Origin of the sequence: Mesorhizobium sp. LSJC280B00 (assembly GCF_000502835.1) — a bacterium.
Taxonomy (GTDB): Bacteria; Pseudomonadota; Alphaproteobacteria; order Rhizobiales; family Rhizobiaceae; genus Mesorhizobium.
Genome location: NZ_AYVL01000010.1, coordinates 113,685 through 138,453, shown reverse-complemented (window position 1 = coordinate 138,453; position 24,769 = coordinate 113,685). Strand labels below are relative to the sequence as shown.

Below are 24,769 nucleotides of genomic sequence, written 5' to 3'. Positions count from 1 at the left end.
CTTTCGAGCAATTATTCAGCATTGAATAGATCTGGCGCCCGATAGAACACAATCTCGTTTGGCGGATGAGGTTCCACGATGGACCATCGACGGTTGGAACTGACTGGGACTCGGCCGTCTGCCGAGGTGGGACGGAGATCGACCACGAGGTGAACCCAGCCGGCTTGGGACCGGCTGGGCGCCGTTTGCATCTATTCCTTCGGCGCGGTCGCGGGCGCGGTATAGCGGCGGCGCACCGCGTCCAGGACGTGCTTGCGGCTCTCCTGCGCCGAAAGTGTGCCGTCTTTCTCCGCTTCGGCGGTTTCGCGCGCCAGTTCCTTGTCCCTGATCTGGTGGCGAAACCATTCGGAATAGTCGCCGGCGCGCAAATGATGTTCCCAGGTCCTGTCGTCGATGCCCTCGGCGATCTGGGCGAAAATCATCAGATTATGGGCGCGGAGGTTCATCGCATTGTCGGGGCCGCGGAAATAGAAGCTGCCCTTCTCGTCCAGCTGGCCCTCGGCATATTTGCGGCTGTGCCGCTTGAGCGACTGTCGCGGTTCGATCGGCTCGACCATGGCAGGTTTCTTGCGCGCCTGCGGCCGCCAGAACAGCACGCGCTCGTCTTTTGGAGAGTTCAGGTCCTTGTCCTTTGGCGGTTCGGTGCCGGTCTCGTGACAGAACGTCTTGATGACCTTTTTCGCCTTGGGGCCGAGTGCGATGACGGCGGTGACCAGCCGCAATGCCTCGGTTGAGATCGCGTCCGGATGAACCGTGATCAGGATCGTGCCCGGCAATTCCATGGCCAGCACCATTGGCGTGTCGTCGCGCCGCTTCGGCAAGAGGTGATGCGCCTCGTCGATGATCAGCCAGTGTGGTCGTGCCGTGCGGAAGCGAACACCGCCAAGGCCCGGCAGCAGGTCGGCAAAGAAGTCCGGCCGCTCGTTAACGCGCAGCGCCAGGCCATTGACGACCAGATTGTTGTCCGGCTTCTCCAGGAGATCGAGCAACTGCGTCTTCGTCGGCGCGTTCGAGCCGTCGCCCAGCCGGACGGCGCCTTCGAGACCGTCATAGTCGCCTTCCGGATCGAAGATGCAGAACTGGAACTTTCTCTCGACGAAGCGCTCCGTCAGTGCAGTCGCCAGGGTCGATTTGCCGATGCCGGAGCTGCCGGCGATCAGCACCGTATCGGTTGGCGACAGATACACCTCCTTGCCATCCTCCGAGCCAAGCAGAATGCCGTCGCGGTTCGGCACAAGCTCGCGATCGCGCTCGACCACCTTGGCGATCAGTTCCTCGACGCCTTTTCCGCGCGCGCCGCGTGTCACGAGATCCGCCGTATCCTTGACTGCCGGCAGTGCGTTGTCGACGGCCACGCTGAAGCCGCAGGCGCGCAGGAAGGCGTGGTCGTTTTCGGCGTCGCCGACACCGACGACGTTGTGCGGCGACAATCTGAGGTCCTGAAGCGCGGCTGTCAGCCCGGTCGCCTTGTTGATGCCACTGGGCAGGATCATCACCGCGCCCTTGTTGAAGATGATTTCCAGCTCCAGCCCCAATTTCTTGATGACCTCGAGCGCGGTAGCCTGATGCGGTTCCCAGGTTGCGACGATCGAGCGTCCGACCGAAAGCGGTTTGACACCGCGTTTCCTGAGTTTGGCGATGAACTCGGGGGCGGGCGGCGGGGATATCGTCCGCTCCTCCTCGCTGGCCGGCGTGTAGATCAGCGCCCCGTTTTCCGCGACCACCTTGTCGAAGATCGCGACTTCGGGAAAGACGCGTTTCAGGTCGGGCAGCTCGCGCCCGGTGACGAGAATGAGTTTGCGGCCGCTCTTCTTGAAGCGTTCAAGCGCCGCAAGCGTCTTCTCGGCAACGACCCCTTCATGCGCCAGCGTGCCGTCATAGTCAGTGGCCAGGGCAATGAAATACATGCCGTCAGTAGCCGCCCACGATCGGCAATATCTCGCCGGTGATGTAGCTCGAGCAGTGTGGCGAGGCGAGGAACACGTAGGCCGGCGCGATCTCCTCCGGCTGGGCCGGCCGTTTCATCGGCGTATCGGCGCCAAATTTCGAAACATCGCCGGCTTCCTTGTCCGAGGGGTTGAGCGGCGTCCAAACCGGGCCTGGCGCCACGGCGTTGACCCTTATGCCCTTGTCGACAAGGTTGCCTGAGAGCGCGCGGGTGAAGGCATGAATGCCGCCCTTGGTCATGGAGTAATCGACCAGTTGCTTCGAGCCCTCGATGCCGGTCACTGAACCGGTATTGATGATCGCCGAACCGGGTTTCATGTGCGGCACGGCCTCCTGCGCCATGTGGAAATAGCCGTAGAGGTTGGTCTTCAGCGTCGTGTCGAAATGCTCCTCGGTCAGCTCGCTGAAATCGCTGGAGTGGATCTGGAAAGCGGCGTTGTTGACCAGCACGTCGATCCGCCCAAACTCCTGCACGATCTCAGCCACCGCGTTGTGGCAGTGGTTGCGTTCGCTGACGTCGGCCTTGATCAGGATGCAGCGCCGGCCTTCCGCTTCGACGGCCCTTTTGGTATCTTTGGCGTCCCTATCCTCCGAGAGATAGACGATCGCCACATCGGCGCCTTCACGCGCATAGAGCACGGCCACCGCACGGCCGATGCCTGAATCGCCGCCGGTAATGACGGCCACTTTGCCGTCGAGCTTTTTCGATCCGATATAAAATGGCGCATCGTAAAGCGGCGCCGGCTCGATCGCCCATTCATGGCCCGGCTTCGGCTGGTGCTGCTCGGGGAAGGGCGGCTCCGGATATTTGCGGGCGCCGGCCTGCATGGCGCCTTTTTGCTTGCCATTGGATTTGGACTTGTCCTTCTCGTCGATACGGCGCTGGATATGCCGCTGCTTGGCGGCCTCGCCGGCGATTTCCGATTTTATCTGCATGGTCATCTCCCTGGCTTGAAACCCAACAACGCATGTCCAGCGAAAAGGTTGATGCGACCACGTCATTCCTTGAGCCCGGCGACACGCTCCAGCAGCGGCCGTTGCAGCAGCGGCAGATGGCCGACGACGCTGAAGGCCGCGTTCCTGACGCCTTGCATGATGCCGTTGTCCGATTGGGCCAGCGAGAGGATGCGCTCGCTGAGCGTGATCCACCGTTGCCCCACCGGGTGGCGTTCGCTTGTGTAGCCGGCAAGCGTGCCGTCGACGAAACGCCTGGCGAATGACGCGGCGTCCTCGATGCCGAGATTCATGCCGCGCGCGCCCAACGGCGAATTCACATGCGCGGCATCGCCTCCCAGGAAGACGCATGCGGTTTGATAACGCGGCGCCTGTCGTACCGGAATATGGAAGCGGTCGGTCCCCAACAACCGCGTGATCCGGTAATTGCCGGGGATGCGGGCCAGCGCATCCTCGGTGTTGGAGACCGCGCGATAGCGCTTCTCGCCGATCGGGATGATGAAACCGACGTCGCCGTTCCTGTGAAGAAATGCGTGGGCGGCCATCGGCTCATAGGGCCAATCGTCGATGTCGGCGTCGGCAATGCTCCATTGCCGCCGATGCGTGTAGCCATCGAAGCCGATGCTCATGGCATCACGCACCGTGCTTTGCGCACCGTCGGCTCCGAAGATAAGGTCGAAACTTGCCTCGTCACGGCCGTCTGGCGCCTCGATCCGCACCTCGGCCCGGCCTTTATGCTCGGCCATGCCGACAAATGTGCTTCGCCATTCGACGTCGATGCCAAATCCCTTGAGCGTATCGGTCATCAGCGATTCGGTGTCGCGCTGCGGCAGCGACAGCAGAAAATTATGGCGGTGCGGCAGGATCGAGAAATCGATCTCGCCGAGCGCTCGTCCTTCGAAGTAGAAACGGGCTCGGCGAATTTTCAATCCTTCGGCGAGCAATCGGGCAGCGACTTTGGACGGTTCAAGGATGTCGAGGCTGTGCGAACTGATGCCGACCGCCTTGGCGAGCGGCGTCGGGCCTTCCTTGCGGTCGATGATGCGAGGTGCAATGCCGCGCCTTGCCAGTTCGACTGCCGCCGTCAGCCCGGTCGGGCCGGCGCCGACGATCAGGATGGAAGCGTCCCGCGAAGCCGTCATCGTCTGGCGTCAGCTTTTAGGCAATGCGTAGGCAATGACGTCGGCAATGACGTCGTCGCCGATCCTGGTCTCCATGAAATGGTGTCCGCCGGGTGCAAGTGTCGCCAGCCAGGTCAGGACATAAAGCCATACACCGGCGGCATTGCCGGCAAGCAGCAGGCTGCCGGCGGCCAGCAGGGCGATCCCGGCGGGCAGATAGTACCAGGATCCGCCCAGCGCGATCAGCCAGGCACCGCCCCCTCCGATCGGCAGGCCGAGGATCGTCAGCAGCGCGCCGACGAACATCGTCCACCAGAAGGCAACGCCGGACCGGCGGCGAATGGGATGGGGTGGGGGATGGTCATGATGCTTATCCGGGTGAAACAGAACGTGACCTCATCCGAACGTATGGAGGGTTCGATGGTTTCCGGTCACCCCGACCTGATGGGCCAGGGCGGGGTAACCATTCTGTGATCTCCGCTGCTCCAGCCGGAACTTACCCACGCAGCCTTAGTTAGGCACTTTGGGGGGTGAATACGGTTTGCTGGATGCGAAATCGGCGAGTGGATGCCGCAGGTCTTTTCAAGGAGTGCCAACGGCATTTCACGCTTCGCTCTGTGGGGCGCGTGTTTCATGGCGATCTTTGCGGCTCTCGGCGGTACCGCCGTCTTGCGTTCGGACTTCGTCACCGGCGTTGGCCGGCCGTTGGCGCAACCAGTGCCGTTCAGCCACAGGCACCATGTCGGCGAGCTCGGCCTCGATTGCCGTTATTGCCATAGCGGCGCCGAGACTTCGTCATCGGCGGGTCTGCCGGCGACCGAGGTGTGCATGACCTGCCATTCGCAGCTGTTCACCAACGTGGACATGCTGGCGCCGATACGGGCAAGCCTTGCTTCCGGGCAGCCATTGCAGTGGCAGCGGGTGAACAGTGTCCCCGACTTCGTCTATTTCAATCATTCGATCCATATCGCTAAAGGCGTCGCCTGCGAGACGTGCCATGGCGAGGTCGACGACATGCCGCTGATGCGGCGGGCGCACGCACTATCGATGGAATGGTGCCTGGCATGCCATCGCGATCCCGAGCCTAATTTGCGTCCGCCGCAGGACGTGTTCCTGATGCACTGGAAGCCACCGGCCGGCATCGCCGAAATCCGCCGGTCACTCATCAGCCTTCTCGATATCCACCCCGAGACCATGACCGACTGTTATGTCTGCCACCGCTGACAAACCGATCGCGGCTCCAGACATGGCCGGCCTGCGCGAACGGCTTTCGCCCGGCCCGGAGCTGTGGCGAAGCCTCGACGAGCTCGCCGATACGCCGGAATTCCGCCGCTTCGTCGATGCCGAATTTCCCTCGATCGCCGAGCGCATCCCGCGGCTCGACCGGCGCACGCTGCTGAAGCTGATGGGTGCATCGCTGACGCTGGCCGGGCTTGCCGCCTGCAGCCGGGCCGAAGACATCCTGCCTTATATCCGCCAGCCGGAAAACATCGTTCCCGGCAAGCCGCTTTATTACGCGACCACGCTTTCGAGCGATGGCTACGGTATCGGTGCGGTGGTCGAAAGCCATGAGGGCCGGCCGACCAAGGTGGAAGGCAATCCCGACCATCCGGCCTCGCGCGGTGCGACGGACGCCATCATGCAGGCGGCGGTGCTGTCGCTTTTCGACCCCGATCGCTCGCGCATGCCGCTGAAACACGGCGAACCGGCGGCCTATGGCGACTTCCTTGCCGACATGGCCGAGCTCACCTCGCGGCTGGCCGGCTCAGGCGGTGCCGGCGCGGCGCTGCTGATCGAGGCGACGACCTCGCCCACCATGAAGGCGCAGCTCGAGGCGCTGCGCGCGCGCTACCCCAGGCTGAGGCTGTTCCAGCACGATCCCCTGGCAACGCCGTCCGGCGCCGAAGCCACGCAGACCCTTTTCGGCAGGGCGCTTGCACCGGTCTACCGGTTCGATCGCGCCGACGCGATTGTCAGTCTCGACGCGGATTTCCTGGGCGAGGGCCCCGGCCGTCTCGCTTACGCCCGTGACTTTGCCGCGCGGCGTCGCGTGCGCCGGGCGGACGATACGATGAGCCGGGTCTATGCGGTGGAATCGACGCCGACGATCACCGGCGCTGCCGCCGATCACCGCAGGCCGGTGCGGCCGAGCGAGGTCGAAGCCGTCGCCGCGGCGCTGAGCGCGGTGCTTGGCGGCGAAGCGGCGCCAAGCGCCTTGGCACTGGACCCGGCCTGGCTGGCTGCCACTGCGGACGATCTGAAGGCGGCCGGCCGCTCGGCGCTGATCGTGCCGGGCGTCCATCAAACACCGTTCGTCCATGCCGCGGCTCTTGCCATGAATGCGCGGCTTGGTGCGCTTGGCAACACCGTGGAACTGATCGAGCCGCCCGACGCGATGCCCATCGAGGGCGACCTCGCTGCACTTTGCCAGGCGATCGCCGCGCGAGATATCGACACCGTTGTCATACTCGGCGCCAATCCTCTCCACACCGCACCTGCGGGGTTCGATGTCCGCGACGTGTTTTCGCAGCTGAAGCTTCTTGTCCACTGGGGTCTCTACCGCGACGAAACCGCCTTCGCCGCACACTGGCATGTCCCTGCTGCGCATGATCTCGAAAGCTGGAGTGACCTGCGCGCCCATGACGGAACCGCGTCGATCGTGCAGCCGCTGATCAGGCCGCTTTACCAGGGGCGGGCGGTGCATGAAATCCTGGCCGTGCTTGGCGGTGAATTCGCTGTTTCTGCGCTGCCGCTCGTCCGCCGGACATGGGCACAAACGACTTGGGCGCAAGCACTGGACGATCCCGCGTGGCGAAAGGCGCTTCGCGACGGCTTTGTATCCGGAAGTGCCAGCACTCCAGTCGATGTTGCGATGCCGGCGGATTTGCGCGGCCTGAACCCGCGCGTCGAAGCGGCCAAAGGCGTCGAAATCCGTTTCGTCGCCGATCCCTGGCTGCGCGACGGACGCAATGCCAACTCGTCCTGGCTGCAGGAATTGCCGCGGCCACTGAGCAAGATCGTCTGGGGCAATGCAGCGCTGATATCGCCAGCGACGGCGGGGCGGCTTCAGGTGGAAAACGCCCGGGTCGTCAATATCGCCTCGAACGGCACGGACATCGATGCGCCGGTCTGGATCATGCCTGGCCATCCCGACGAGACCGTGACACTTGCTCTGGGCTTCGGCCGGAAGCTCGGTTCGGTGGCAGCACTCGCCGACGGCCACGACGCGTACAGGCTGCGAAGCCTCGAGGCTCCCTGGATCGTCTATGGCGCCACGGTCGCGCCGCGGGACGGCAGTGCGCGGGTCATCACCACGCAACACCATCAGGCGATGGAGGGCAGGGCGATCGTTCGCCATGCCTCGCTCGAGGCCTTCCGCAAAAATCCACACTTCGTGCGCGACGGCGCCCCGCCCGCGCCAACCGGATCGCTCTATCCCGACTGGCAATACAGCCAGGAAGCCTGGGGCATGTCGATCGACCAGTCGGCATGCATCGGCTGCATGGCTTGCGTTTCTGCCTGCCAGGCGGAAAACAACATCGCCACCGTCGGGCCGGACGAGTCGGCACTCGGCCATGAGATGCATTGGCTGCGGATCGACCGCTACTACTCCGGCCCGCTCGACGATCCCGACGTCTTTTTCCAGCCGGTGCCTTGCATGCATTGCGAGAAGGCGCCGTGCGAGGTCGTCTGTCCGGTCAACGCCACCACCCACACCCATGACGGGCTGAACGCGCAGGTCTACAACCGCTGCATCGGCACGCGCTACTGCTCGCAGAACTGCCCCTACAAGGTGCGGCGCTTCAACTTCCTGGACTTCCAGGAATTCGACAAGGATGCGGCCGGACCGGAACAGGCCGCGCACAATCCAGACGTCAGCGTCCGTTCGCGCGGTGTGATGGAAAAATGCACCTACTGCGTCCAGCGCATTTCCGAAAAACGCATCAAGGCGCAGATCGAAAACCGCCACATCGCCGACGGCGAAGTGGTGACCGCCTGTCAGCAGGCCTGCCCGACACAGGCGATCGTTTTCGGGGACCTCAACAGCAAGGGCGCCGCTGTCGTGCAGGAAAAAGCAGCGCCGCAACACTACGCCTTGCTCGAGGACCTCAACACGCGACCCCGCACCACCTATCTCGGCAAGATCAGGAATATCAACGGCCGTCTCTCGCCAGGCGGGAAAGCCGATGGCTGAGGCTATTGCTGGAAAACCGGGCGCACTGCCCGTTCTGCGCGGCCGGCACGACCTTCCGGAGATCAGCGGCCGTATCAGTGCGATCGTCCTCGACGGCAGGCTGCCGCGCTATTTCTGGACCGCGTTTTTCGCCTGCTTCGTCTTCGTCCTCATCTTTCTCTATTCGATTACCTATCTGATCTCGGTCGGCGTTGGCGCCTATGGCGTCAACATTCCGGTTGTCTGGGGCACGATGATTGGCAATTTCGTCTGGTGGATTGGCATCGGCCATGCCGGCACGCTGATCTCGGCGGTGCTTCTGCTTCTGCGCCAACCATGGCGCGCCTCGATCAACCGCTTTGCCGAGGCGATGACGCTGTTTGCCGTGGCAATGGCGGGGCTTTTCCCGATCCTGCATCTCGGCCGCCCGTGGTTCTTCTACTGGCTGCTGCCGCTACCCAACACGCATATGCATTGGCCGCAATGGCGCAGCCCACTGGTCTGGGATTTCGCGGCGATCGCCACCTATGCCAGCGTTTCGCTGATGTTCTGGTATATGGGCCTGCTGCCCGATCTCGCCGTCCTGCGCGACCGGGCGAAATCGCGCCCGGCGCAGCTGTTCTACGGGATACTGGCGCTCGGCTGGCGCGGTTCGGCCTTTCATTGGGCGCGCTACCAGACGGTCTATTTCCTGATGGCGGCACTGGCCACGCCGCTGGTCGTCTCGGTGCATTCGATCGTCTCGCTCGACTTCACCTTCGCCATCACGCCGGGCTTCCATTCGACTATCTTTCCTCCCTATTTCGTTGCCGGCGCGCTGCTGTCCGGCTTCGCCATGGTGCTTACCATCGCCATCCCGCTGCGCTGGGCGTTTTCGGTCCAGGATCTGATCACGCTGCGGCACATGGACAATGCCGCCAAGCTGATGATCGCCGCCGGCATGATCGTCATCTACGGCTATGCCTCCGAGGCTTTCTTCGCCTGGTATTCGGGCGAAACCTATGAGCGCACGATGATGTGGCAGCGCGCCTTCGGACCCTATGCGCCGCTGTTCTGGACCATGCTCGCCTGCAACGGCGCTGTTTTGCAATTGCTCTGGTTCCGGCGGGTGCGCCTCAACATGCCAGTGCTGTTCGCCATTGCCCTGATCATCAATGTCGGCATGTGGATCGAGCGCTACGTCATCGTCGTCACCGGGCCAAGCCGCGATTACCTGCCGTCGTCCTGGGGCGAACAATCACTGAGATGGCTCGACTTCGGCATCCTGTTCGGCTCGATCGGCACCTTCTTCGCATTGGTCTTCCTGTTCATCCGCGTCCTGCCGGCCATCACCATTTTCGAGGTCGAGGAGCTGGCCGGGGAGAGGGGCGGCGCAAGATGAGCCTTTACGGCGTCATTGCGGCTTTCGCCGATCCCGAAGCGCTGACCGAGGCGGTCCGCACCATGCGGGCGCGCGGCTACCGGCGCATGGACGCGTTCTCGCCGTTCCATGTGCATGGGCTGGCCGACATGCTCGGCATGCGCAAGACGCGCTTGCCATGGACCATCCTTGGCGGCGCCATCGTCGGCGCGGTGTTTGTCTATGGCCTGATCCTCTATTCGGTCGAGATCGATTTTCCGCTCAATGTCGGCGGCCGGCCGCTGCATTCCTGGCCGGCCTTTCTCGTCATCGCCTTCGAGGCCGCGATACTTGGCGCTGCGCTGGCCGCATTCTTCGGCATGCTGGCCGCCAATCGCCTGCCCGAATATTACCACCCGGTCTTCAACGCCACGAGCTTCACCTATGCGCGCGGCGGCAAGTTCTATCTGCTCGTCGAGGCCGCCGATCCGAAGTTCCGCAAGGGCGTGACCAAGGGCCAGCTGACACGGCTCGGCGCCGAAACCGTCGAGGAGGTGGAGGCGTGAACATGCGCACGATCCTGCTGTCGGCAGCCTTGCTGGTCGCCGGCTGCCGGCAGGACATGGAGGACCAGCCGCGCTACGATCCGCTCGAAAGCAGCAACCAGTTCGCCGACGGCATGTCGGCGCGGGCGCCGGTCGAGGACACGGTCGCACGCGATGCCGATCTTTCGCCGGTACCCGACACTTTTCCCTATCCGGTCACGATGATGCTGCTGCGGCGAGGCCAGCAACGCTTCGACATCTTCTGTTCGCCTTGCCACGGCCGCGCCGGCGACGGCCACGGCATGATCGTCGAGCGGGGCTTTCCGGCGCCGCCGACCTATCACCAGCACGCGTTGCGCAAGGCGAGCGACAGGCATTTCTACGACGTCATCAGCAACGGCTATGGCGCCATGTATTCCTACGCGGCGCGTGTCCCGCCTGCCGACCGCTGGGCGATCGTCGCCTATATCCGCGCCCTGCAATATTCGCGCGATGCACCAATTGCCGAGCTGCCGGAAAGCCTCCGTGCCGAGCTCAATGCGGAGCCGGATCGATGATGCGGGCGATGATGCGGCTTGCCACCGAACGTTTGATTTTGCCGGCGCTTGCCGTGGTCGCCGTCGGACTTGTGCTTTGCGCCACGGGATTGGCCTTCGACTTCAGAGCCATGTTGGCCGGCTGGCTGCCTGCGGCGCTCTTCCTGCTCGGCCTGCCGCTCGGCGCGCTGACCATCCTGATGGTGCATGGGCTGACCGGCGGCCGCTGGGGCGAGGCAATCCGCCAGCCGCTGCGCGCTCTCGTCGCGACGCTGCCGCTGGCGCTGCTTCTGCTGCTGCCGGTTCTGCTCAGGCTCGACCTGGTCTTTCCCTGGGCGAGTGCCGACGCGGCTGCATTGCCCGAGACGGTGCGCCAGAAATTCTCTTATCTGAACGTTCCGTTCTTTTTGCTGCGCTTTGCCGCCTGCGCCGCGATCTGGCTGGTGCTGGCGTGGCGCGTGCTTGACTGGACAACGACCGATAGCGGTCGTGGCAGCGCCGGCCGCGGCAAGGCCTATGCCGCTGGATTGATTGCGCATGGGCTGGCTGTGACGATTTTTGCCATCGACTGGATGCTCTCGCTGGAGCCGGAGTTCTCCTCGACCATCTATGCGTTGCTGGAAGCGTCGGCCGAAGTCGTCGGCGCTTACGCCCTGGCGATGACGGTACTGTGTGTTAACCGCTCGATCGAGGTCATGGCGGGCGGCGAGGAGGATGTCGCGCTCAGCGAGGATTTGGCCAACATGCTGTTCGGCTTCGTGCTGCTGTGGACCTACCTGTCGTTCATGCAATGGCTGGTGACCTGGGGCGGCGACCTGCCAAACGAGATCCGTTGGTACCTCATCCGCAGCAGCAATGGCTGGCAGTATCTGCTCTGGCTGCTGATTGCGCTGCAATTCGCGGTCCCCTTTGCCGGGCTGCTCAGCCGGGATCTGAAGCGCAGCCATGCCGGCCTGCTGTCGATCTGCGGCATCGTGCTGGCTGGCCACTACGTCGATGTCCTTTGGCGGATCAGACCGCCGTTGGCGGACGGCAATGTGATCGCATTCTGGTACGATCTTGCCGCGCTGGCAGGAGCTGGCGGCCTCTGGCTTGCGCTGCTGCTTTTCGTGCTTGGCCGGCCGGACCGGATCGCCCTCTGGTGCCGGAGGCCGGTCCATGGCTAGGGCAGCCCGCCATCCCGAAACGCGCGACGTCTGGCCGGGCGCGCTGCTTGCCTTCGCGGCCGGCCTGCTGCTGCTCCTGGCCGCAACAGTCATCGTCCTCGGGCTCGTCTTCGACACCAGGCCGTTCGGGCCGCTGCCGGGGCCATCATCGGTCGGCAACCGGGCCAGTCCAGCCTTGCAGCGCTTTCCAGAAGACGACCTCGCTGCCTTCCGCAAGGCGGAGGAGCAGGAGCTGAACAAGGTCGGCTGGGTCGACCGCACCGCCGGCATTGCCCGCATTCCGATCGAGGACGCCATGTGGGCGATCGTCAGCCATGGTTTGCCGAACTGGGGGCAGCCGGCGCCGGCCGCCGGCGCCGACTGCCGATTGGTCGAGGCCGAGATACCACGCGCGCCACAGGCCGCTCGCTGCCGGACCGCGCCAGGCCAGGGAGGCCGGCCGTGAAGGCCTGGCTAGCCGCTTTTTCCCTTCTCGCGGCACTGCCGGCCATGGCCTTCGCACGCCCGGCCTTCGATCCCGAGATCGGCGCGCAGCTCAGCCTCGACCGGGTGTTTCGCGATGCGTCCGGCGAGCAGCGCACGATCGGCCAAATGCTTGCCGGCCGGCCGGCGCTACTGATTTTCGGCTACGACAAATGCCCGAACCTTTGTGGTGTGACCCAACAGGCGGTCGCCTCGGATTTGAAAAAGACCTCGCTCGACCCCGACACCTATCGCGCTTTGTTCGTCTCGATCGATGCCGCCGACACGCCCGAAGATGCGGGCGATGCGCAAGCCACGGTCGCCGCGGCGGCCGACGCGAGGAACCTGTCGGCGTGGCGGTTCCTGACCAGTGCCGACGGCGCCGGCGGCGCCCTTGCCGCGGAAGCCGGCATCAGTTTCGACACCCGCGCCAGGATCGACCAATTCGCCCATCCGATCGCGGTCATCGCGCTGACGCCAAAAGGCCGGATAGCGCAGGTGCTGCCGGCGCTGAGCTTCACGCCGCGCGATCTTGAGCTTGCCCTTGTCGAGGCATCTTCCGGCAGGCTCGGCTCGATCGCCGATCATGTCTTCCTGCTCTGCGCCGGCTTCGATGCGTCCAAGGGGCGATATACGCCGGCGATCTGGGCTGCGTTGAAGCTCGCCAGCATCGTGATGGTGGTGGGGTTGGCGACGGCCATATTGCTGGCGCGCGGGAGGCGGGCGTGAGCTTCGGCATCCGGTTTTTCCCGCAGGAAGCCTCGTCCATCGCGGGCAGCGTCGATGCCTTGTTCTACACATTGCTGGCTTTCGCAGTCGCGCTCGGCCTGTTCCTGACCGTTCTCGTTGTCGGCTACGCCGTCAAATATCGTATCGGCTCCGCAGCCGACCGTACCGGGGCGCGTGCCCGCAGCCTGCCGCTGGAGATGGCGTGGACCATTGCCAGCCTGGTGATGGCCTTCATCTTCTTCGGCTGGGGCGCAGTCCTTTTTGTCCGGCGCGACCGTCCGCCACCGGACGCCGTCGAGATCGCCGGCCTCGGCAAGCAATGGATGTGGGAATTCCGCCATCCCGGCGGCCAGCGCGAGATCAACGAGTTGCACGTGCCGGTCGGCAAGGCGGTGGTGGTGTCGCTGGCATCACAGGACGTCATCCACTCCTTCTACGTGCCAGCCTTTCGGGTCAAGCAGGATGCCGTTCCCGGACGCACGGCCAATGTCTGGTTCATCGCCACGCAGCCGGGGCGTTATCACCTGTTCTGCGCCGAATATTGCGGCACGCAGCATTCCGAGATGGGCGGCTGGGTGACCGTGCTGGCGCCGGAGCAATATGCATCATGGCTCGGCAGTCAAGGTGAAGGCGAAAGCCTTGCCACGAGCGGCGGGAAACTGTTCCGCGCGCTCGGCTGCTCCGGCTGTCACGGCAATTTCAGCAAGGTGCGGGCGCCCGGCCTCGATGGGGTTTTCGGCCAGCCGGTGGCGTTGGCCAACCGGCAGACGGTCATCGCCGACGAACGCTATCTGCGCGATTCGATCCTTGTCCCGAACAAGGAAATCGCCGCCGGCTACCAGCCGGTGATGCCGAGCTTCGACGGTCTCGTTGACGAAGCCGAACTGCAGATGCTGATGGCCTATCTCAAATCCCTATCGCTCCAATCTCCCTCGTTCCCGGCGGCAAAAAACGAGGCGCCGCAATGAGCAGCGATTTGGCGTCGGCAAGCTATCTCGCAGAAGGTGCCGGGCCGCGCTCCTGGCTGCTGACAACAGACCACAAACGGGTGGCGTGGCTCTATTTCGTCTCGCTGACGGCCTTCTTCTTCCTCGGCGGAACCTTTGCCGTGCTGATGCGCATCGAGCTTGCGACGCCGGCCGGCGACCTGGTCTCCGACGATGTCTACAACCGGCTGTTTTCGCTGCACGGCATCATCATGGTGTGGTTCTTCCTGGTGCCGTCGATCCCGGCAACGCTCGGCAATTTCCTGCTGCCGCTGATGATCGGCGCGCGCGACCTCGCCTTTCCCCGGCTCAACCTGGCAAGCTGGTACGTCTTCATGTTCGGCAGCCTGTTCGCGCTCGCCTCGGTGGTTTTGGGCGGCGTCGACACCGGCTGGACCTTCTACACGCCGCTGTCGACGCTCTATGCCAACGGATTTGTCTCGACCGCGGCATTCGGCGTTTTCATCGTCGGCTTTTCGACGATCATGACCGGTATCAATTTCATCGTCACCGTCCACACCTTGCGAGCGCCTGGCCTCACCTGGTTCCGGCTGCCGATCTTCGTCTGGACGCTGTACGCCACCAGCCTGGTGATGGTGCTGGCGACGCCGGTGCTTGCAGCATCGCTGATCCTCATCGTGCTGGAGCGCGTCTTCGGCATCGGCATCTTCAATCCCGACCTCGGCGGCGATCCGCTGCTGTTCCAGCATCTGTTCTGGTTCTACTCGCACCCCGCCGTCTACATCATGATCCTGCCAGGCATGGGAGTGGTCTCGGAAGTGCTGCCTTGCTTTAGCCGCCGGCCGCTGTTCGGCTACAAGGCCGTCGCCCTGGCTTCGATGGCGATCGCCGTCTTCGGCTTTCTCGTCTGGGGCCACCACATGTTCGTCAGCGGGCAGTCGGCCTATGCCGGCGTGGTGTTTTCGTTCCTGTCCTTCTGCGTCGCGATCCCATCGGCGATAAAGGTCTTCAACTGGAGCCTGACGCTGCGCAAGGGCGAAATCAGCTTCGAGACGCCGATGCTTTATGCGCTGTTCTTCCTGGCATTGTTCACCTTCGGCGGGCTGGCCGGCCTTTTCCTTGCCGCGCTCGCCATCGACGTCCACGTTCACGACACCTATTTCGTCGTCGCCCATTTCCACTACATCATGGTAGGCGGCATGGTGACCGCCTACATGGCAGGGCTGCATTTCTGGTGGCCGAAACTCACCGGCCGAATGTATTCGGAGGTTTGGGGCCGTATAGCCGCGGCTGTCACCTTCATCGGCTTCAACCTGACCTTTTTTCCGCAATATGTGCTCGGCTTTCTGGGCATGCCGCGGCGCTACCATACCTATCCGCCGGAATTCGCTTTCTGGCACATCCTGTCGTCGGCTGGCGCCGTGGTGCTGGCGATTGGCTATCTGATGCCGCTCCTCTACTTGGCATGGTCGCTGTTTCGAGGCGCGCAGGCGCCGGCCAATCCGTGGCGAGCGACCGGGTTGGAATGGCAAACAAGCTCGCCGCCGCCCGCGCATAATTTCGATCGCATGCCGACCGTCACCAGACCAGCCTACGACTATCCGATGAAAGGCCTGACCGAGAAACGGTCGGACCCGGTGGAGGATCTGGTTTGAAGTCACCAACGACAAGTATCGCCTTCGACCGGCCGGCTCGCGAAACGGCAGCCGACAGCTTTGCCATGTGGGTGTTAATCGGCTCCGAGGTGATGCTGTTCGGCGCCATCCTGCTCGTCTTCATGTTTGCCCGGTTGAGTTATGGCGACGCCTTCGCCGGCGCTGCGAAGCATCTGTCGCTGCCGTTGGGCACGGCCAACACCGTCGTCCTGATCACCAGCAGTTTCGCTATGGCGCTCGCCCATATGTACACGGCCGCGCGGCGATGGCGCGCCGCTGGCTGGGCATTGGCTGCGACGGCGCTGCTCGGCGTCGTCTTCCTGGCGATCAAGGCGACGGAGTACGCCAGGGAATTCAGCGAAGGGCTGGCGCCGGTGCTCGGCGCACCTTTCATCTATAAGGGCCCGGATCCTGTTCATGCCGAATTCTTCTTCGGCCTCTATTTCGCGATGACGTCACTGCACGCCTTGCATCTGATTTGCGGCGTAATCGTCATCGGCGGCATCCTCGCGCTGTGGCCACGCACGATCGAGGCCAGCCGGTTCCGGCGCGTGCAGGCAATCGGCCTCTATTGGCATTTCGTCGATATCGTCTGGGTCTTCCTGTTCCCCGTCCTCTATCTGATCAACAGATGAGCGAGTTCCGCAAACTCACGCTTGCTTATATCGGGCTTTTAGCCTTGCTAGCCCTGACCGTCGGCTCGTCCTTCCTCGCGCTCGGCGGCTTCAATTCGGCACTCAATCTGGTGATCGCCGCGGCCAAGACCGCCGTCATCGCCATCCTGTTCATGCATCTGGCCAGCGACGGCGTCCTGCCGCGTCTTGCGGTCGCTGCTGCCGGGTTTTGGCTGATGATCCTGTTCGGGCTGACGCTGATCGGACAATAGGCCGAAGCGGCGCACCTCGTGATGCCTTGCCTGCGCTCGGACCGGCCTTACAGGGCCGGCTTTTGCTCGGCCGCCGACTTAGAAATCTTTTGGCCGTGGCCGTTGAGTTGCCTGGCCTCGTTCTCGGCTGCGTCTTCGAGCTTGGCGACGAGCAGATCCTTGAGGTCGCCAACCTCTTCCTCGATGTCTTCGATGGGTACGCCGGCATCGGCCGCCTCTTCCTTGCATTCCCTGGCGAGGATTTCCGCCTCCCTTTCAAGCTTGATCGGAGGCGGCGGCACATGAACGTTTTCGTGGATCCAGTCCTGCAAGAATTCTATCGCACTGTCACTCATGGCGCTCACCCATAGCGGCAACCCTGTAGTGCACATTAACGTACGTGCTGCAAAATGGATGCTTGGCAACGCCGGATTTCGGGTAGCGATACTTGACGATAGCGTGATCGCTAGGAACTGGAGCTTCTGCAGCCAAATGGAATCACTTGGCGTCGCGGAATTGCGTCTAACCAGACAGTTGGAGCGGGATCTAATTTGAAAGCATCCCGCCCTAAGACGTGTTGCGCCGACGCGCCGGTGTTGCTCGATTCGGATCGTTTGTCGGCCGACCATCGTCATCGGCAGCAGCCGGTCGTGTCGGCCGCTCAGCGGCGCGGTCGGCGCGCATTTTGCGTTTATGCGCCATCCAGAACGGCAAGAGCTCGGCAAGAAAACTGTATATCGTGGTCTTCATCGGCATGCTCCGGACAACGGTTACAACTCGTGGTCCCGCATTTTCGTTCCGACAAAGAGTTGCGTTCCGACAAATTCGTCGCTTCTATAATTGCGATTCGATCGGCAGGCAGCCAACCAGCGCTGCAACGATGCGCCGATAGAGACTGGCCTCCGGTTCACGCGAACATTGCCGCATCTCGCCATCCGCGATGCCGAGCCACCGCAAGGCGCCTTTGTCCAGGACCAGCTGGTAGCTCGTCTGCGGTGACTTTTCGTGCTCGAACAGCCGGCGCAACTCCATCACCAGATTGGCATCGTGGAAAAGCACGCCCATTTCCGCATTCAACGACACCGAACGCGGATCGAAATTGAAGGAACCGACAAACCCGAGCGTATCGTCGACCGTGAAGGCCTTGGTATGGAGGCTGGCTCCCTTTGAGCCGAAAACGGAGATGTTGGCCTGGCGGTTGAAGGGTTGCAATTCGAAAAGCTGGATACCTTTTTTAAGCAGCTTGCGGCGGTATTTGGCATAAGCGCCGTGCACTGCGGCGACGTCCGTCGCGGCGAGCGAGTTGGTGAGGATTGCAACCTCGGCGCCACGATCCACCAGCTTCGACAGGATGGCCAACCCGGTGCCGCCGGGGATGAAATAGGGCGAGACGATTTCGAGCCGCTGCCTCGTCGCCGCGATAGCGGGAAGCAGCTCCTTGGTCAGCCAGTTCCTGCGCCGCTTGCCGCGCACCTTTTCCGGCGGATCGGAAATGACGCGAACGCCTTTCGTCCAGCAGACCTCGCTGTGCGCTGCAATGAACTCCGTGATCGTGCGCCAGGCACTGAGGCTGTTCAAAAGCTGGCCGTCCGCGGTCGCATCGAGATTGTCGAGGAAATCGGCGCGCGAGCCCACCGCAGCCGGGTTGAGCAGCTGGATCGGCTTTGCCGCCTCGCAATTCCAGAACGCCTCGAAGATCTGCATCGTCTGCCCTACGGCAGGACCGAGAAGCAACAGGTCGAGATCACGGAAATTTGTCTCCGCGGCGTCGAAATAGGCATCGCCGATATTTCTTCCTCCGACGATGGCCAGGCTCCCGTCGGCGATCCAGGCCTTGTTGTGCATGCGGCGGGTCATCGCAAACAGCCGGGCGACCATCTCCAGCGAGCGAAAGATGCTGCCGTTCCTCATGCCGCTGGGGTTGAACAGCCTCAGCTCGATGTTCTTGTAGCTGTTGAGCGCCAGGTAAGCGGCGTCGCTGTTGCGCGGATTTATATCGTCCAGCAGCATGCGGACGCGGACACCGCGCTCCGCCGCCTTGACGACCTCCTGCATCAGCAGCCGGCCGCTATGGTCGTCGTGCCAGAGATAGTACATCAGGTCGAGGCTGCTGGTGGCACTGCGCGCGGCAAGGATTCGTGCGGCAAACGCGTCATAATTGTCGGCGATCAGCACCAGCCCGCTATTGCCGGCAGCGATCTTGTCCCGGGCAAACCGCGAAATGGCTGTATCCATAAAGTGCACCGACAAACATCAGCGAAGCAAACCGTCTGAAATCTGACTAACAACCCTTCAGGTTCATTCTGGTTGCAGTCGCGGCTGCCGTATCGCGTCCAGGTTCAGCCGGGCCTTGATCGGCAGATGATCGGAAGCCCGCTGCGCCAGCGGCGTCTTGTGCACCTCGATGCTGGAAATCAGGTGCGGCGGCCTGGCCAGGATGCGGTCGAGCGCAAACAGCGGAAAGCGCGACGGAAAGCTCGGCAGAACCGCATCGATCGGACCGAAATGCGGCAGCAGGGCCAGCAGCGAAGACCTGTTGCGGACGCGCCATTCGTTGAGGTCGCCAAGCAGGATTGTTGGCCGCAGAACCGGGTGCGTGGCTTCGACCAGCGCGTTGGCCTGCTGCGAGCGCGACCGCCGCAGCAAGCCGAAATGTGCGGCTATGATCCTGAGCGAGACGCCCTTCAGCTCCAGGTCCGCGATCACCGCGCCGCGCGGCTCCAGGCCGGGCAGCCGGATCTGGTTCACGCTTTCGACCACGCCGCGGCGTGCCAGGATCAGATTTCCATGCCAGCCATGGCTTCGGCGGTTTTCCGGGATATGTGTGGGGACGAGGTCGCTGTCGCGCTCGAGTGCTGCGAGATCCAGCAATCCCTGCCTGCTTCCGGTTCTTTCGTCGGCCTCCTGCAAAGCAATGATATCGGCGTCGAGTTCCTTGACCACGGCCGCGACCCGCTCCGGATCGAACCTGCCGTCGGTGCCGACGCATTTATGCACATTGTAGGATGCGACCGTAGTGCATGAAATTTCATTGCCGGGTGCCGCAAACCGCGGCACTTCCCTTCGCAGCGCAGCGCCAAGCGACCTTGGAAGGGTAGGCGATCGATCCAGCATGTTATCCATTTGCTGTTGAGTCGGTGAGTGGCGGCCATTGCGATTATGGCGCGTGCGGAGGTCTGAAACAACGACGACCTTGCAAAACCGTTCCACCACCCGGCCTCGGCGCGCCCGCGGTCTGGAACCCTGACGGGCAACAACACGTTTCGGGAAGGCAGCGCAGTCAACGGAGAAGTCGAATGCAGTCCTTAGCCGCAGATTCCGCCCCCCGCCCAGGCCCGCTCAGGATTGTCCCGTTTGATGGAACCGTGACCGTCCGGTTCTCCGATGCCATTATTGCGTCGAGCGAGCGGGCAAAGCTGCTCTATGAAGACGGCCATGATCCTGTTTTCTACATACCCTTCGAGGACATCTATTTCGACCTCTTGGAGAAGACGAACACGACGAGCCACGGCCCGCTGAAGGGCACGGCAAGCTATTGGCGTGTTCATGCGGTCGGTTCGTCGGCAGAAGACTTCATGTGGGCCTACGAGACGCCCGACACCCCGGCATTGGCGATCGCCCGCCATGGTGCGTTCGATCCCGGCAGGGCGCGGATCGACGCCGATCCCGCGGAAGACAAGCGGCACACGCCGCACGTCACCGAGTAGACCCACATCGGCGACAGCCGCCAGCTGTCCGTCAGCTCGCGAACTCTTCCCTGAGAATGCGCAGGCCGTCTTCGTATTTCGCTGTCGAGGCACCGATCTGCCGTGCCTGCCATAGATTGTCGGCGAGATCGGCGCGCTTGACTGGCAACGCCAACGGATTGGCCGCGGCCCTGCGAACGAAAGCGGCATCATCCTCGTTTGGCAGCCGCGTCATGGCGTCGACGGCAGACACGATGGACGGCCCGAACCCGGCCGCCTCAAGCCGGTCGCGGTTCCAGCCGTCACCTTTTTCGATGACGTCGTGAAGATAGGCGATGGCTTTCTGGTCGAGCGTTTCGACGGCATCGACGACCCGGCGGCAATGTTCGATATAAGGCCGCCCCGTCTTGTCCGTCTGCCCGGCATGAGCCTGTTCGGCGATTTTCGCTGCGCGATAAAGCACGCTCATTGGGTCGACCCCGTAACAGCGCATGTCCTGGCGCACCAACGTGCCATCGTCAGTGCGAGTTCCTACGCGCCGCCGGACCCTGCTGCCTCACTTGCGCGCTGAATGCCGCGGTGGCGGGCGCGATAGTCAGGAGACGCGTTCAAAACTGTCGAGGCTGGTTCCAAACGCGCGCCAGGCGGGGAGTTTCCTGGCTTGGGCCGGGGCACCTTCCTTTTCCGCCGACAAAGCAGCATCCGCAACGGTGTGCCACAGCATCTCCAGCTTCCCGTTCCTGAGGATGCCGGTATAGCTCACCGCCGCGGCTCCGACCCGCCCTTCGGCCGCGCAGGTGAAGCCGATGACGTCTCCATGGCAGGCTCCGAACAGCGGCACGGTCATGCCGAAGAAGGCGCTGTCCTCCAGCGCCGTCCTGAAGGTTCCGCTGATCCGTCCGCCCTCTTCGGTGGTCAGTTCGACGACCGACCCGTACTGATTCCGCCAGGTGCCCAGCCAACTCATCGCTGCTCCTCCTGATTGCTACCAAAGGGATTGCGTTGCCACACGGCCGCCAAGCCGCGGCCGGTGTAGCGGCCTTCAATCAGCCGCGATGCCAGCCATCGACATCTGAACGAAGCGCAGCGGCGCTTCCAGCGTCCAGGTGATGCCGTGCCTGGCGAATTCCAGGCGGCCGGTGCCGCTGAGCGCCTGCGGCGTGACGCGTTTGAGCACAACCGATCCGAAACCGCGTCGCGTGTTTTCATCCACCAATGGTCCGTCCAGTTCCCGCCAGACAAGGCGGAAGCCGTCGCTGCCATCGGCGGCTGGGGTCACGGTCCATTCGACCTCGACCCGTCCGTCATGGTGCGACAGCGCTCCGTGCTTTACCGAATTGGTGGCCAGCTCGTGAAAGGCGATGCCGAGATATTGCACCGCGTTCGGCTGCAGCATGATCGTCGGCCCGCTCATCGACAGACGGGCCTGTGTCGCGAAGGCCTTGGTCTGTGCATGGATCAATTCGCCGATGGTCGCGCCACGCCATTCCGCATCGACCAGGAGGTCGTGCGATTCCGAAAGGGCCATGATGCGTTCCCGGACCCGTGAAAGGAAGGCCTCTGGCGTACCCGCCAGCTTGCTGGTCTCGCGGATCATCGAGACGATCACCGAATACTGGTTTTTAACGCGATGGTTGACTTCGCGCATGAGTGTGCGGATGCGCCGTTCGCTTTCCTTGTGGGGGCTGATGTCGCGCGCGATCTTGGAGGCGCCGATGATACGTCCGATGCCGTCGCGTATCGGCGAGATGGTGAGCGAAACCGGAACCAGGGCGCCGTCCTTGCGCTGCCGGATAGTCTCGTATGAAGGAATCCGTTCGCCGGCGCGAATGCGGCTGATGATCATGGCTTCCTCATCCAGGTGGTCGGGCGGGATGAGGATCGTCACCGGGCGCCCGATCGCCTCGGCGGGCGTATAGCCGAACAGGCGTTGTGCCGCGTCGTTCCAGCTGGTGATAATGCCGTTCAGGTCTTTGGACACGATGGCGTCCATCGAGGATTCGACGATGGCGGCGAGCCTTATGCCGGCGTCGTCGGCCAGCGTCTGCATGCGCAGGTCGAGCAGGGTGTTGATGGCACCGACAACCTCGCCGGCTTCATTGCGAAGCAGGACCGGATGCGCACTGAACGGGATGAGTTGGCCGTCCGGCCGCTCGGCGATGGCTCGGCCCCCACGAACGTCCCGCTCCTCGAGCAAGGCAACGGCCATTGGACACTCGTCATGCGTCATCGGTCGCCCGTCGAGGTGGCGAAGCTTCCATGACCCGCACCAGCGATCCTGGCCGATAACCGGACGATATCCCCAGAGATCGGCAGCGGCTTCGTTGAAGAAGGTGATGTAGCCTTGTTTGTCGGTGGTGTAGACGGCCACAGGCAACGCCTGCATCAGATCGGCGGAGGAAACTTGCGGGATCCCGCCAGTCCTTAGTTCAACGACGTCCACCAGTCCCCCGCTCCGCTTGGCTTGCCGACGGATTGCTACGTCATCTAAATGCGCGCGAGCGTTTTCGGTTCCGTTCGATCCGCTTTCGGACATTCAGGCTGATTTGCGTTTCGGGGCCGTTCTCGGCTTTTTGCTGGGAGCCTTGCCGCCTTCCTGCGCCAGGCTTTTGCGCAGAACATCGGCGAGATTGATGACGTTCGTCTTGGGCTCAGGTGCCGGCTTGGGCGGTTTCTTGCCCTTGCGCTTGGCCTCGATCATTGCAACCAGCGCCTTTTCATAAGTATCGTCGAACTTCGACGGGTCGAATTTGGCGGGCTTCTTGTCGATCAGCAATTGCGCGATTTCCAGCATCTCGGGATCGACCTTGCGAGCCTTCAGCCCTTCGAACACCGCGTCCGCCGCGACCACTTCATTGTGGTTGCGTAATTCCGTCATCAGCATGCCCTTGCCCAGTGGCTGGATCAGCACCTCTCGGCCTCGCTGGTACAGCACGACGCAGGAGCGGGCTGCTACCTTTTTCCTGGCCATGGCGTCCCGGATCACCGCGAAAGCCTCCGTGGAGGGCGCGTCGGCCGGAACGAGATAGTAGGGTTTTTCGAGGTAGCGTGCATCGATTTCGGCGGCAGGCACGAACTCGCCGATCTCGAGCGTATGCTGCGATACCATCTTCAGTTTCTTGATTTCGTCCGGCTCTATATGGATGAACTCACCCTTTTCGACCTCATAGCCTTTTACCTGCTCCGCCGCCTCGACCGTGTCGCCGGTCTCCTCGTCTAGATAGGCGCTCTTGACCGGGAGACCGTCCTTGCGGTTCAGGATCCTGAAATGCACTTTCTCGGCCTCGCTGACGGCACCGATGATCTTGACGCCACAGGAAACCGATCCGACTTTCATAAAGCCCTTCCAGGCAGCTCGCGGCGTCGCCATGTCGATCACTCATTTGTCGAACGGACGGAACGGCTGCGCGCGGAAATCGTTCCGGCTGCTCCACATGCCGGCCCGGACGTTCGTTGCATTTTCGTCAGGGGAATAGCGGAATGGCCCAACGCAGCGCAGGGTTGCTGATTTATCGCCGAAGCGAAGGACATCTCCAGGTCTTGCTGGTGCATCCGGGCGGCCCATTCTGGGCGAAGAAGGACGACGGCGCATGGTCGATCCCGAAGGGCTTGGTCGACGAGAACGAGGACGAGCTGGCGGCAGCAAAACGCGAGGCCGAAGAGGAACTCGGCCTTGCCATCGACGGGGATTTCGAAAGCCTTGGCAGCTACAGGCAGCCGGGCGGCAAGCTCGTCATCGCATGGTGCGTCGAGACGGATTTCGACAGCGACGCCATCAGCAGCAACACCTTCGTCATGGAATGGCCGCCAAGGTCCGGCTCGATGAAGGAATTTGCCGAAGTCGACAAAGCGGGCTGGTTCTCCCTGCCTGAAGCCAACCTCAAGATACTGAAAGGCCAGCGCGCCATGTTGGCGGACTTTGCCGGCCGGCATGGCGACGGATGAATTTGTTTCAGCCCAGTTCTTAGGGCAGTGCTCGGGCTTCCTCACCGCTCTGCTTTAAGCGCGTTGCGGCCGCAGCGTGCGCAACGTGATCGAATAGCGGTGCTCCGCAACCGGCGGAATGCTGTGCTCCCATTCGCTGCGCGCGGCGCCCGTCATCAGATAGGCCGATCTTGGCTCGACGGTGACCGTCTTGCGGTCCCATCGCGTGCCGTTTTTCCGCCGCAGGCGAAAGCTGCAGGCGGCCAGCAGGGAAACACCGGCGACGGCCTCGAAATGAGGCTTGTCGCGGTGCCAGCCGATACCGGCGCCCGGCCGGTACTCGTTGATCAGCACCTGCACGAAGGTCTCGGCGGGCAGGCGGGCGAAGGCTGCAACCTTTTCCCTGAGCGGCAGCAGAAAGCCGGGTATCGGCGGTGCCTCGACGACTTCGCGCCGGTCGTAATCATAACGCAGCCCAAAACCGACCACCCGCCGGTTTGCCAGATGGCCGTGAAAGTCGAAGGCCTGAAAAGGCAGGCTTGCGAGCTGGCTCGCCAACGCTGCTTCTTCGTCCGGCGTGATCAGTTCGGGCCGGTAGCGGAATCCTTCCGGCAGGTCGTCGGCGGCGGCAAAGAGATCGCCCTGGCGGGCTGCAGCCGATGTCTTGGGCGATGGCATCAACCGTATTTGGTGAAGCCGGCCCGTAGCGGCAAGGCTGC

Annotated in this window: 26 protein-coding genes; 14 read left to right on the top strand and 12 right to left on the bottom strand. The window is 63.0% G+C overall.

All coding sequences use genetic code 11. The features are described 5' to 3' along the window. Window positions 1-191 precede the first annotated feature (191 nt). From X773_RS55845 to X773_RS73670, 4 genes are all read right to left on the bottom strand, one after another. On the bottom strand, window positions 192-1,907 hold the full coding sequence (locus X773_RS55845) for an HAD family hydrolase (RefSeq protein ID WP_023677097.1): 1,716 nt from the start codon (window positions 1,905-1,907) through the stop codon (window positions 192-194). A gap of 4 nt (window positions 1,908-1,911) precedes the next feature. Continuing rightward, window positions 1,912-2,883 (bottom strand): SDR family oxidoreductase, encoded by a 972-nt coding sequence (locus X773_RS55840; RefSeq protein ID WP_023677096.1) that lies wholly within the window; start codon window positions 2,881-2,883, stop codon window positions 1,912-1,914. Window positions 2,884-2,945: 62 nt separating this feature from the next. Next, window positions 2,946-4,043, bottom strand: a complete 1,098-nt coding sequence (locus X773_RS55835; protein WP_023677095.1) for an NAD(P)/FAD-dependent oxidoreductase — start codon at window positions 4,041-4,043, stop codon at window positions 2,946-2,948. Between the two features lie 9 nt (window positions 4,044-4,052). After that, complete coding sequence (locus tag X773_RS73670) at window positions 4,053-4,328, bottom strand: hypothetical protein (RefSeq protein WP_051406139.1); 276 nt, start codon at window positions 4,326-4,328, stop codon at window positions 4,053-4,055. Window positions 4,329-4,655: 327 nt separating this feature from the next. On the opposite strand from X773_RS73670, the gene X773_RS55830 reads away from it, so the two are divergent. The 12 genes from X773_RS55830 to X773_RS55775 are packed head-to-tail and all read left to right on the top strand — an operon-like array spanning window position 4,656 to window position 16,461. Next, complete coding sequence (locus X773_RS55830; protein ID WP_245274714.1) at window positions 4,656-5,246, top strand: cytochrome c3 family protein; 591 nt, start codon at window positions 4,656-4,658, stop codon at window positions 5,244-5,246. Then, window positions 5,230-8,217 carry a TAT-variant-translocated molybdopterin oxidoreductase gene (locus X773_RS55825; RefSeq protein ID WP_023677091.1) on the top strand — a complete coding sequence of 996 codons (2,988 nt, stop codon included), beginning with the start codon at window positions 5,230-5,232 and terminating at the stop codon, window positions 8,215-8,217. Before X773_RS55830 ends, X773_RS55825 begins: the two co-directional genes overlap by 17 nt. After that, window positions 8,210-9,577 (top strand): NrfD/PsrC family molybdoenzyme membrane anchor subunit, encoded by a 1,368-nt coding sequence (gene nrfD / locus X773_RS55820; protein ID WP_023677090.1) that lies wholly within the window; start codon window positions 8,210-8,212, stop codon window positions 9,575-9,577. Before X773_RS55825 ends, nrfD begins: the two co-directional genes overlap by 8 nt. Continuing rightward, window positions 9,574-10,101 carry a DUF3341 domain-containing protein gene (locus X773_RS55815; RefSeq protein ID WP_023677089.1) on the top strand — a complete coding sequence of 176 codons (528 nt, stop codon included), beginning with the start codon at window positions 9,574-9,576 and terminating at the stop codon, window positions 10,099-10,101. The genes nrfD and X773_RS55815 overlap by 4 nt, the downstream gene beginning before the upstream one ends. Window positions 10,102-10,103: 2 nt before the next feature. Further along, window positions 10,104-10,637, top strand: coding sequence for a cytochrome c (locus X773_RS55810; RefSeq protein WP_023677088.1), 534 nt, complete (start codon window positions 10,104-10,106; stop codon window positions 10,635-10,637). Continuing rightward, complete coding sequence (locus tag X773_RS55805) at window positions 10,634-11,782, top strand: hypothetical protein (protein ID WP_023677087.1); 1,149 nt, start codon at window positions 10,634-10,636, stop codon at window positions 11,780-11,782. Before X773_RS55810 ends, X773_RS55805 begins: the two co-directional genes overlap by 4 nt. Next, entirely contained in the window at window positions 11,775-12,227 is a 453-nt protein-coding gene (locus X773_RS55800; protein WP_023677086.1) for a hypothetical protein, read from the top strand. The genes X773_RS55805 and X773_RS55800 overlap by 8 nt, the downstream gene beginning before the upstream one ends. Next, the gene (locus tag X773_RS55795; protein ID WP_051406138.1) at window positions 12,224-12,973 is read left to right on the top strand and encodes an SCO family protein; all 750 of its coding nucleotides are present in this window, start codon (window positions 12,224-12,226) and stop codon (window positions 12,971-12,973) included. Before X773_RS55800 ends, X773_RS55795 begins: the two co-directional genes overlap by 4 nt. Further along, window positions 12,970-13,941: a cytochrome c oxidase subunit II gene (gene coxB, locus X773_RS55790; RefSeq protein WP_023677084.1), complete on the top strand. Its 972-nt coding sequence runs from the start codon at window positions 12,970-12,972 to the stop codon at window positions 13,939-13,941. The genes X773_RS55795 and coxB overlap by 4 nt, the downstream gene beginning before the upstream one ends. After that, complete coding sequence (ctaD, locus tag X773_RS55785) at window positions 13,938-15,575, top strand: cytochrome c oxidase subunit I (protein WP_023677083.1); 1,638 nt, start codon at window positions 13,938-13,940, stop codon at window positions 15,573-15,575. The genes coxB and ctaD overlap by 4 nt, the downstream gene beginning before the upstream one ends. Further along, complete coding sequence (locus X773_RS55780) at window positions 15,572-16,210, top strand: cytochrome c oxidase subunit 3 (protein WP_023677082.1); 639 nt, start codon at window positions 15,572-15,574, stop codon at window positions 16,208-16,210. The genes ctaD and X773_RS55780 overlap by 4 nt, the downstream gene beginning before the upstream one ends. Beyond that, window positions 16,207-16,461 carry a cytochrome C oxidase subunit IV family protein gene (locus X773_RS55775; protein ID WP_023677081.1) on the top strand — a complete coding sequence of 85 codons (255 nt, stop codon included), beginning with the start codon at window positions 16,207-16,209 and terminating at the stop codon, window positions 16,459-16,461. Before X773_RS55780 ends, X773_RS55775 begins: the two co-directional genes overlap by 4 nt. A 47-nt stretch (window positions 16,462-16,508) precedes the next feature. On the opposite strand, the gene X773_RS55770 is transcribed toward X773_RS55775, so the two are convergent. The 3 genes from X773_RS55770 to X773_RS55750 form a co-directional block, all read right to left on the bottom strand. Then, complete coding sequence (locus X773_RS55770; RefSeq protein WP_023677080.1) at window positions 16,509-16,796, bottom strand: DUF768 domain-containing protein; 288 nt, start codon at window positions 16,794-16,796, stop codon at window positions 16,509-16,511. Window positions 16,797-17,274: 478 nt separating this feature from the next. After that, window positions 17,275-18,675, bottom strand: a complete 1,401-nt coding sequence (locus tag X773_RS55755; protein ID WP_023677077.1) for a phospholipase D family protein — start codon at window positions 18,673-18,675, stop codon at window positions 17,275-17,277. A 63-nt stretch (window positions 18,676-18,738) separates the two neighbouring features. Next, entirely contained in the window at window positions 18,739-19,437 is a 699-nt protein-coding gene (locus X773_RS55750; protein ID WP_245274713.1) for an endonuclease/exonuclease/phosphatase family protein, read from the bottom strand. Between the two features lie 368 nt (window positions 19,438-19,805). On the opposite strand from X773_RS55750, the gene X773_RS55745 reads away from it, so the two are divergent. After that, window positions 19,806-20,147, top strand: coding sequence for a DUF427 domain-containing protein (locus X773_RS55745; protein WP_245274712.1), 342 nt, complete (start codon window positions 19,806-19,808; stop codon window positions 20,145-20,147). Window positions 20,148-20,178: 31 nt separating this feature from the next. Here X773_RS55745 and X773_RS55740 read toward each other — a convergent pair whose 3' ends face one another. From X773_RS55740 to X773_RS55725, 4 genes are all read right to left on the bottom strand, one after another. Then, window positions 20,179-20,595 carry an HD domain-containing protein gene (locus X773_RS55740; protein ID WP_023677074.1) on the bottom strand — a complete coding sequence of 139 codons (417 nt, stop codon included), beginning with the start codon at window positions 20,593-20,595 and terminating at the stop codon, window positions 20,179-20,181. 126 nt (window positions 20,596-20,721) lie between these two features. Next, window positions 20,722-21,093, bottom strand: coding sequence for an avidin/streptavidin family protein (locus X773_RS55735; RefSeq protein WP_023677073.1), 372 nt, complete (start codon window positions 21,091-21,093; stop codon window positions 20,722-20,724). A gap of 75 nt (window positions 21,094-21,168) precedes the next feature. Continuing rightward, entirely contained in the window at window positions 21,169-22,569 is a 1,401-nt protein-coding gene (locus X773_RS55730; RefSeq protein ID WP_245274711.1) for a PAS domain S-box protein, read from the bottom strand. Between the two features lie 93 nt (window positions 22,570-22,662). Next, window positions 22,663-23,496 carry a Ku protein gene (locus X773_RS55725; RefSeq protein ID WP_023677071.1) on the bottom strand — a complete coding sequence of 278 codons (834 nt, stop codon included), beginning with the start codon at window positions 23,494-23,496 and terminating at the stop codon, window positions 22,663-22,665. Between the two features lie 110 nt (window positions 23,497-23,606). On the opposite strand from X773_RS55725, the gene X773_RS55720 reads away from it, so the two are divergent. Continuing rightward, entirely contained in the window at window positions 23,607-24,071 is a 465-nt protein-coding gene (locus X773_RS55720) for an NUDIX domain-containing protein (RefSeq protein ID WP_023677070.1), read from the top strand. Between the two features lie 54 nt (window positions 24,072-24,125). Here X773_RS55720 and X773_RS55715 read toward each other — a convergent pair whose 3' ends face one another. Next, window positions 24,126-24,728 (bottom strand): alpha-ketoglutarate-dependent dioxygenase AlkB, encoded by a 603-nt coding sequence (locus X773_RS55715; protein WP_023677069.1) that lies wholly within the window; start codon window positions 24,726-24,728, stop codon window positions 24,126-24,128. Between the last annotated feature and the right edge of the window lie 41 nt (window positions 24,729-24,769).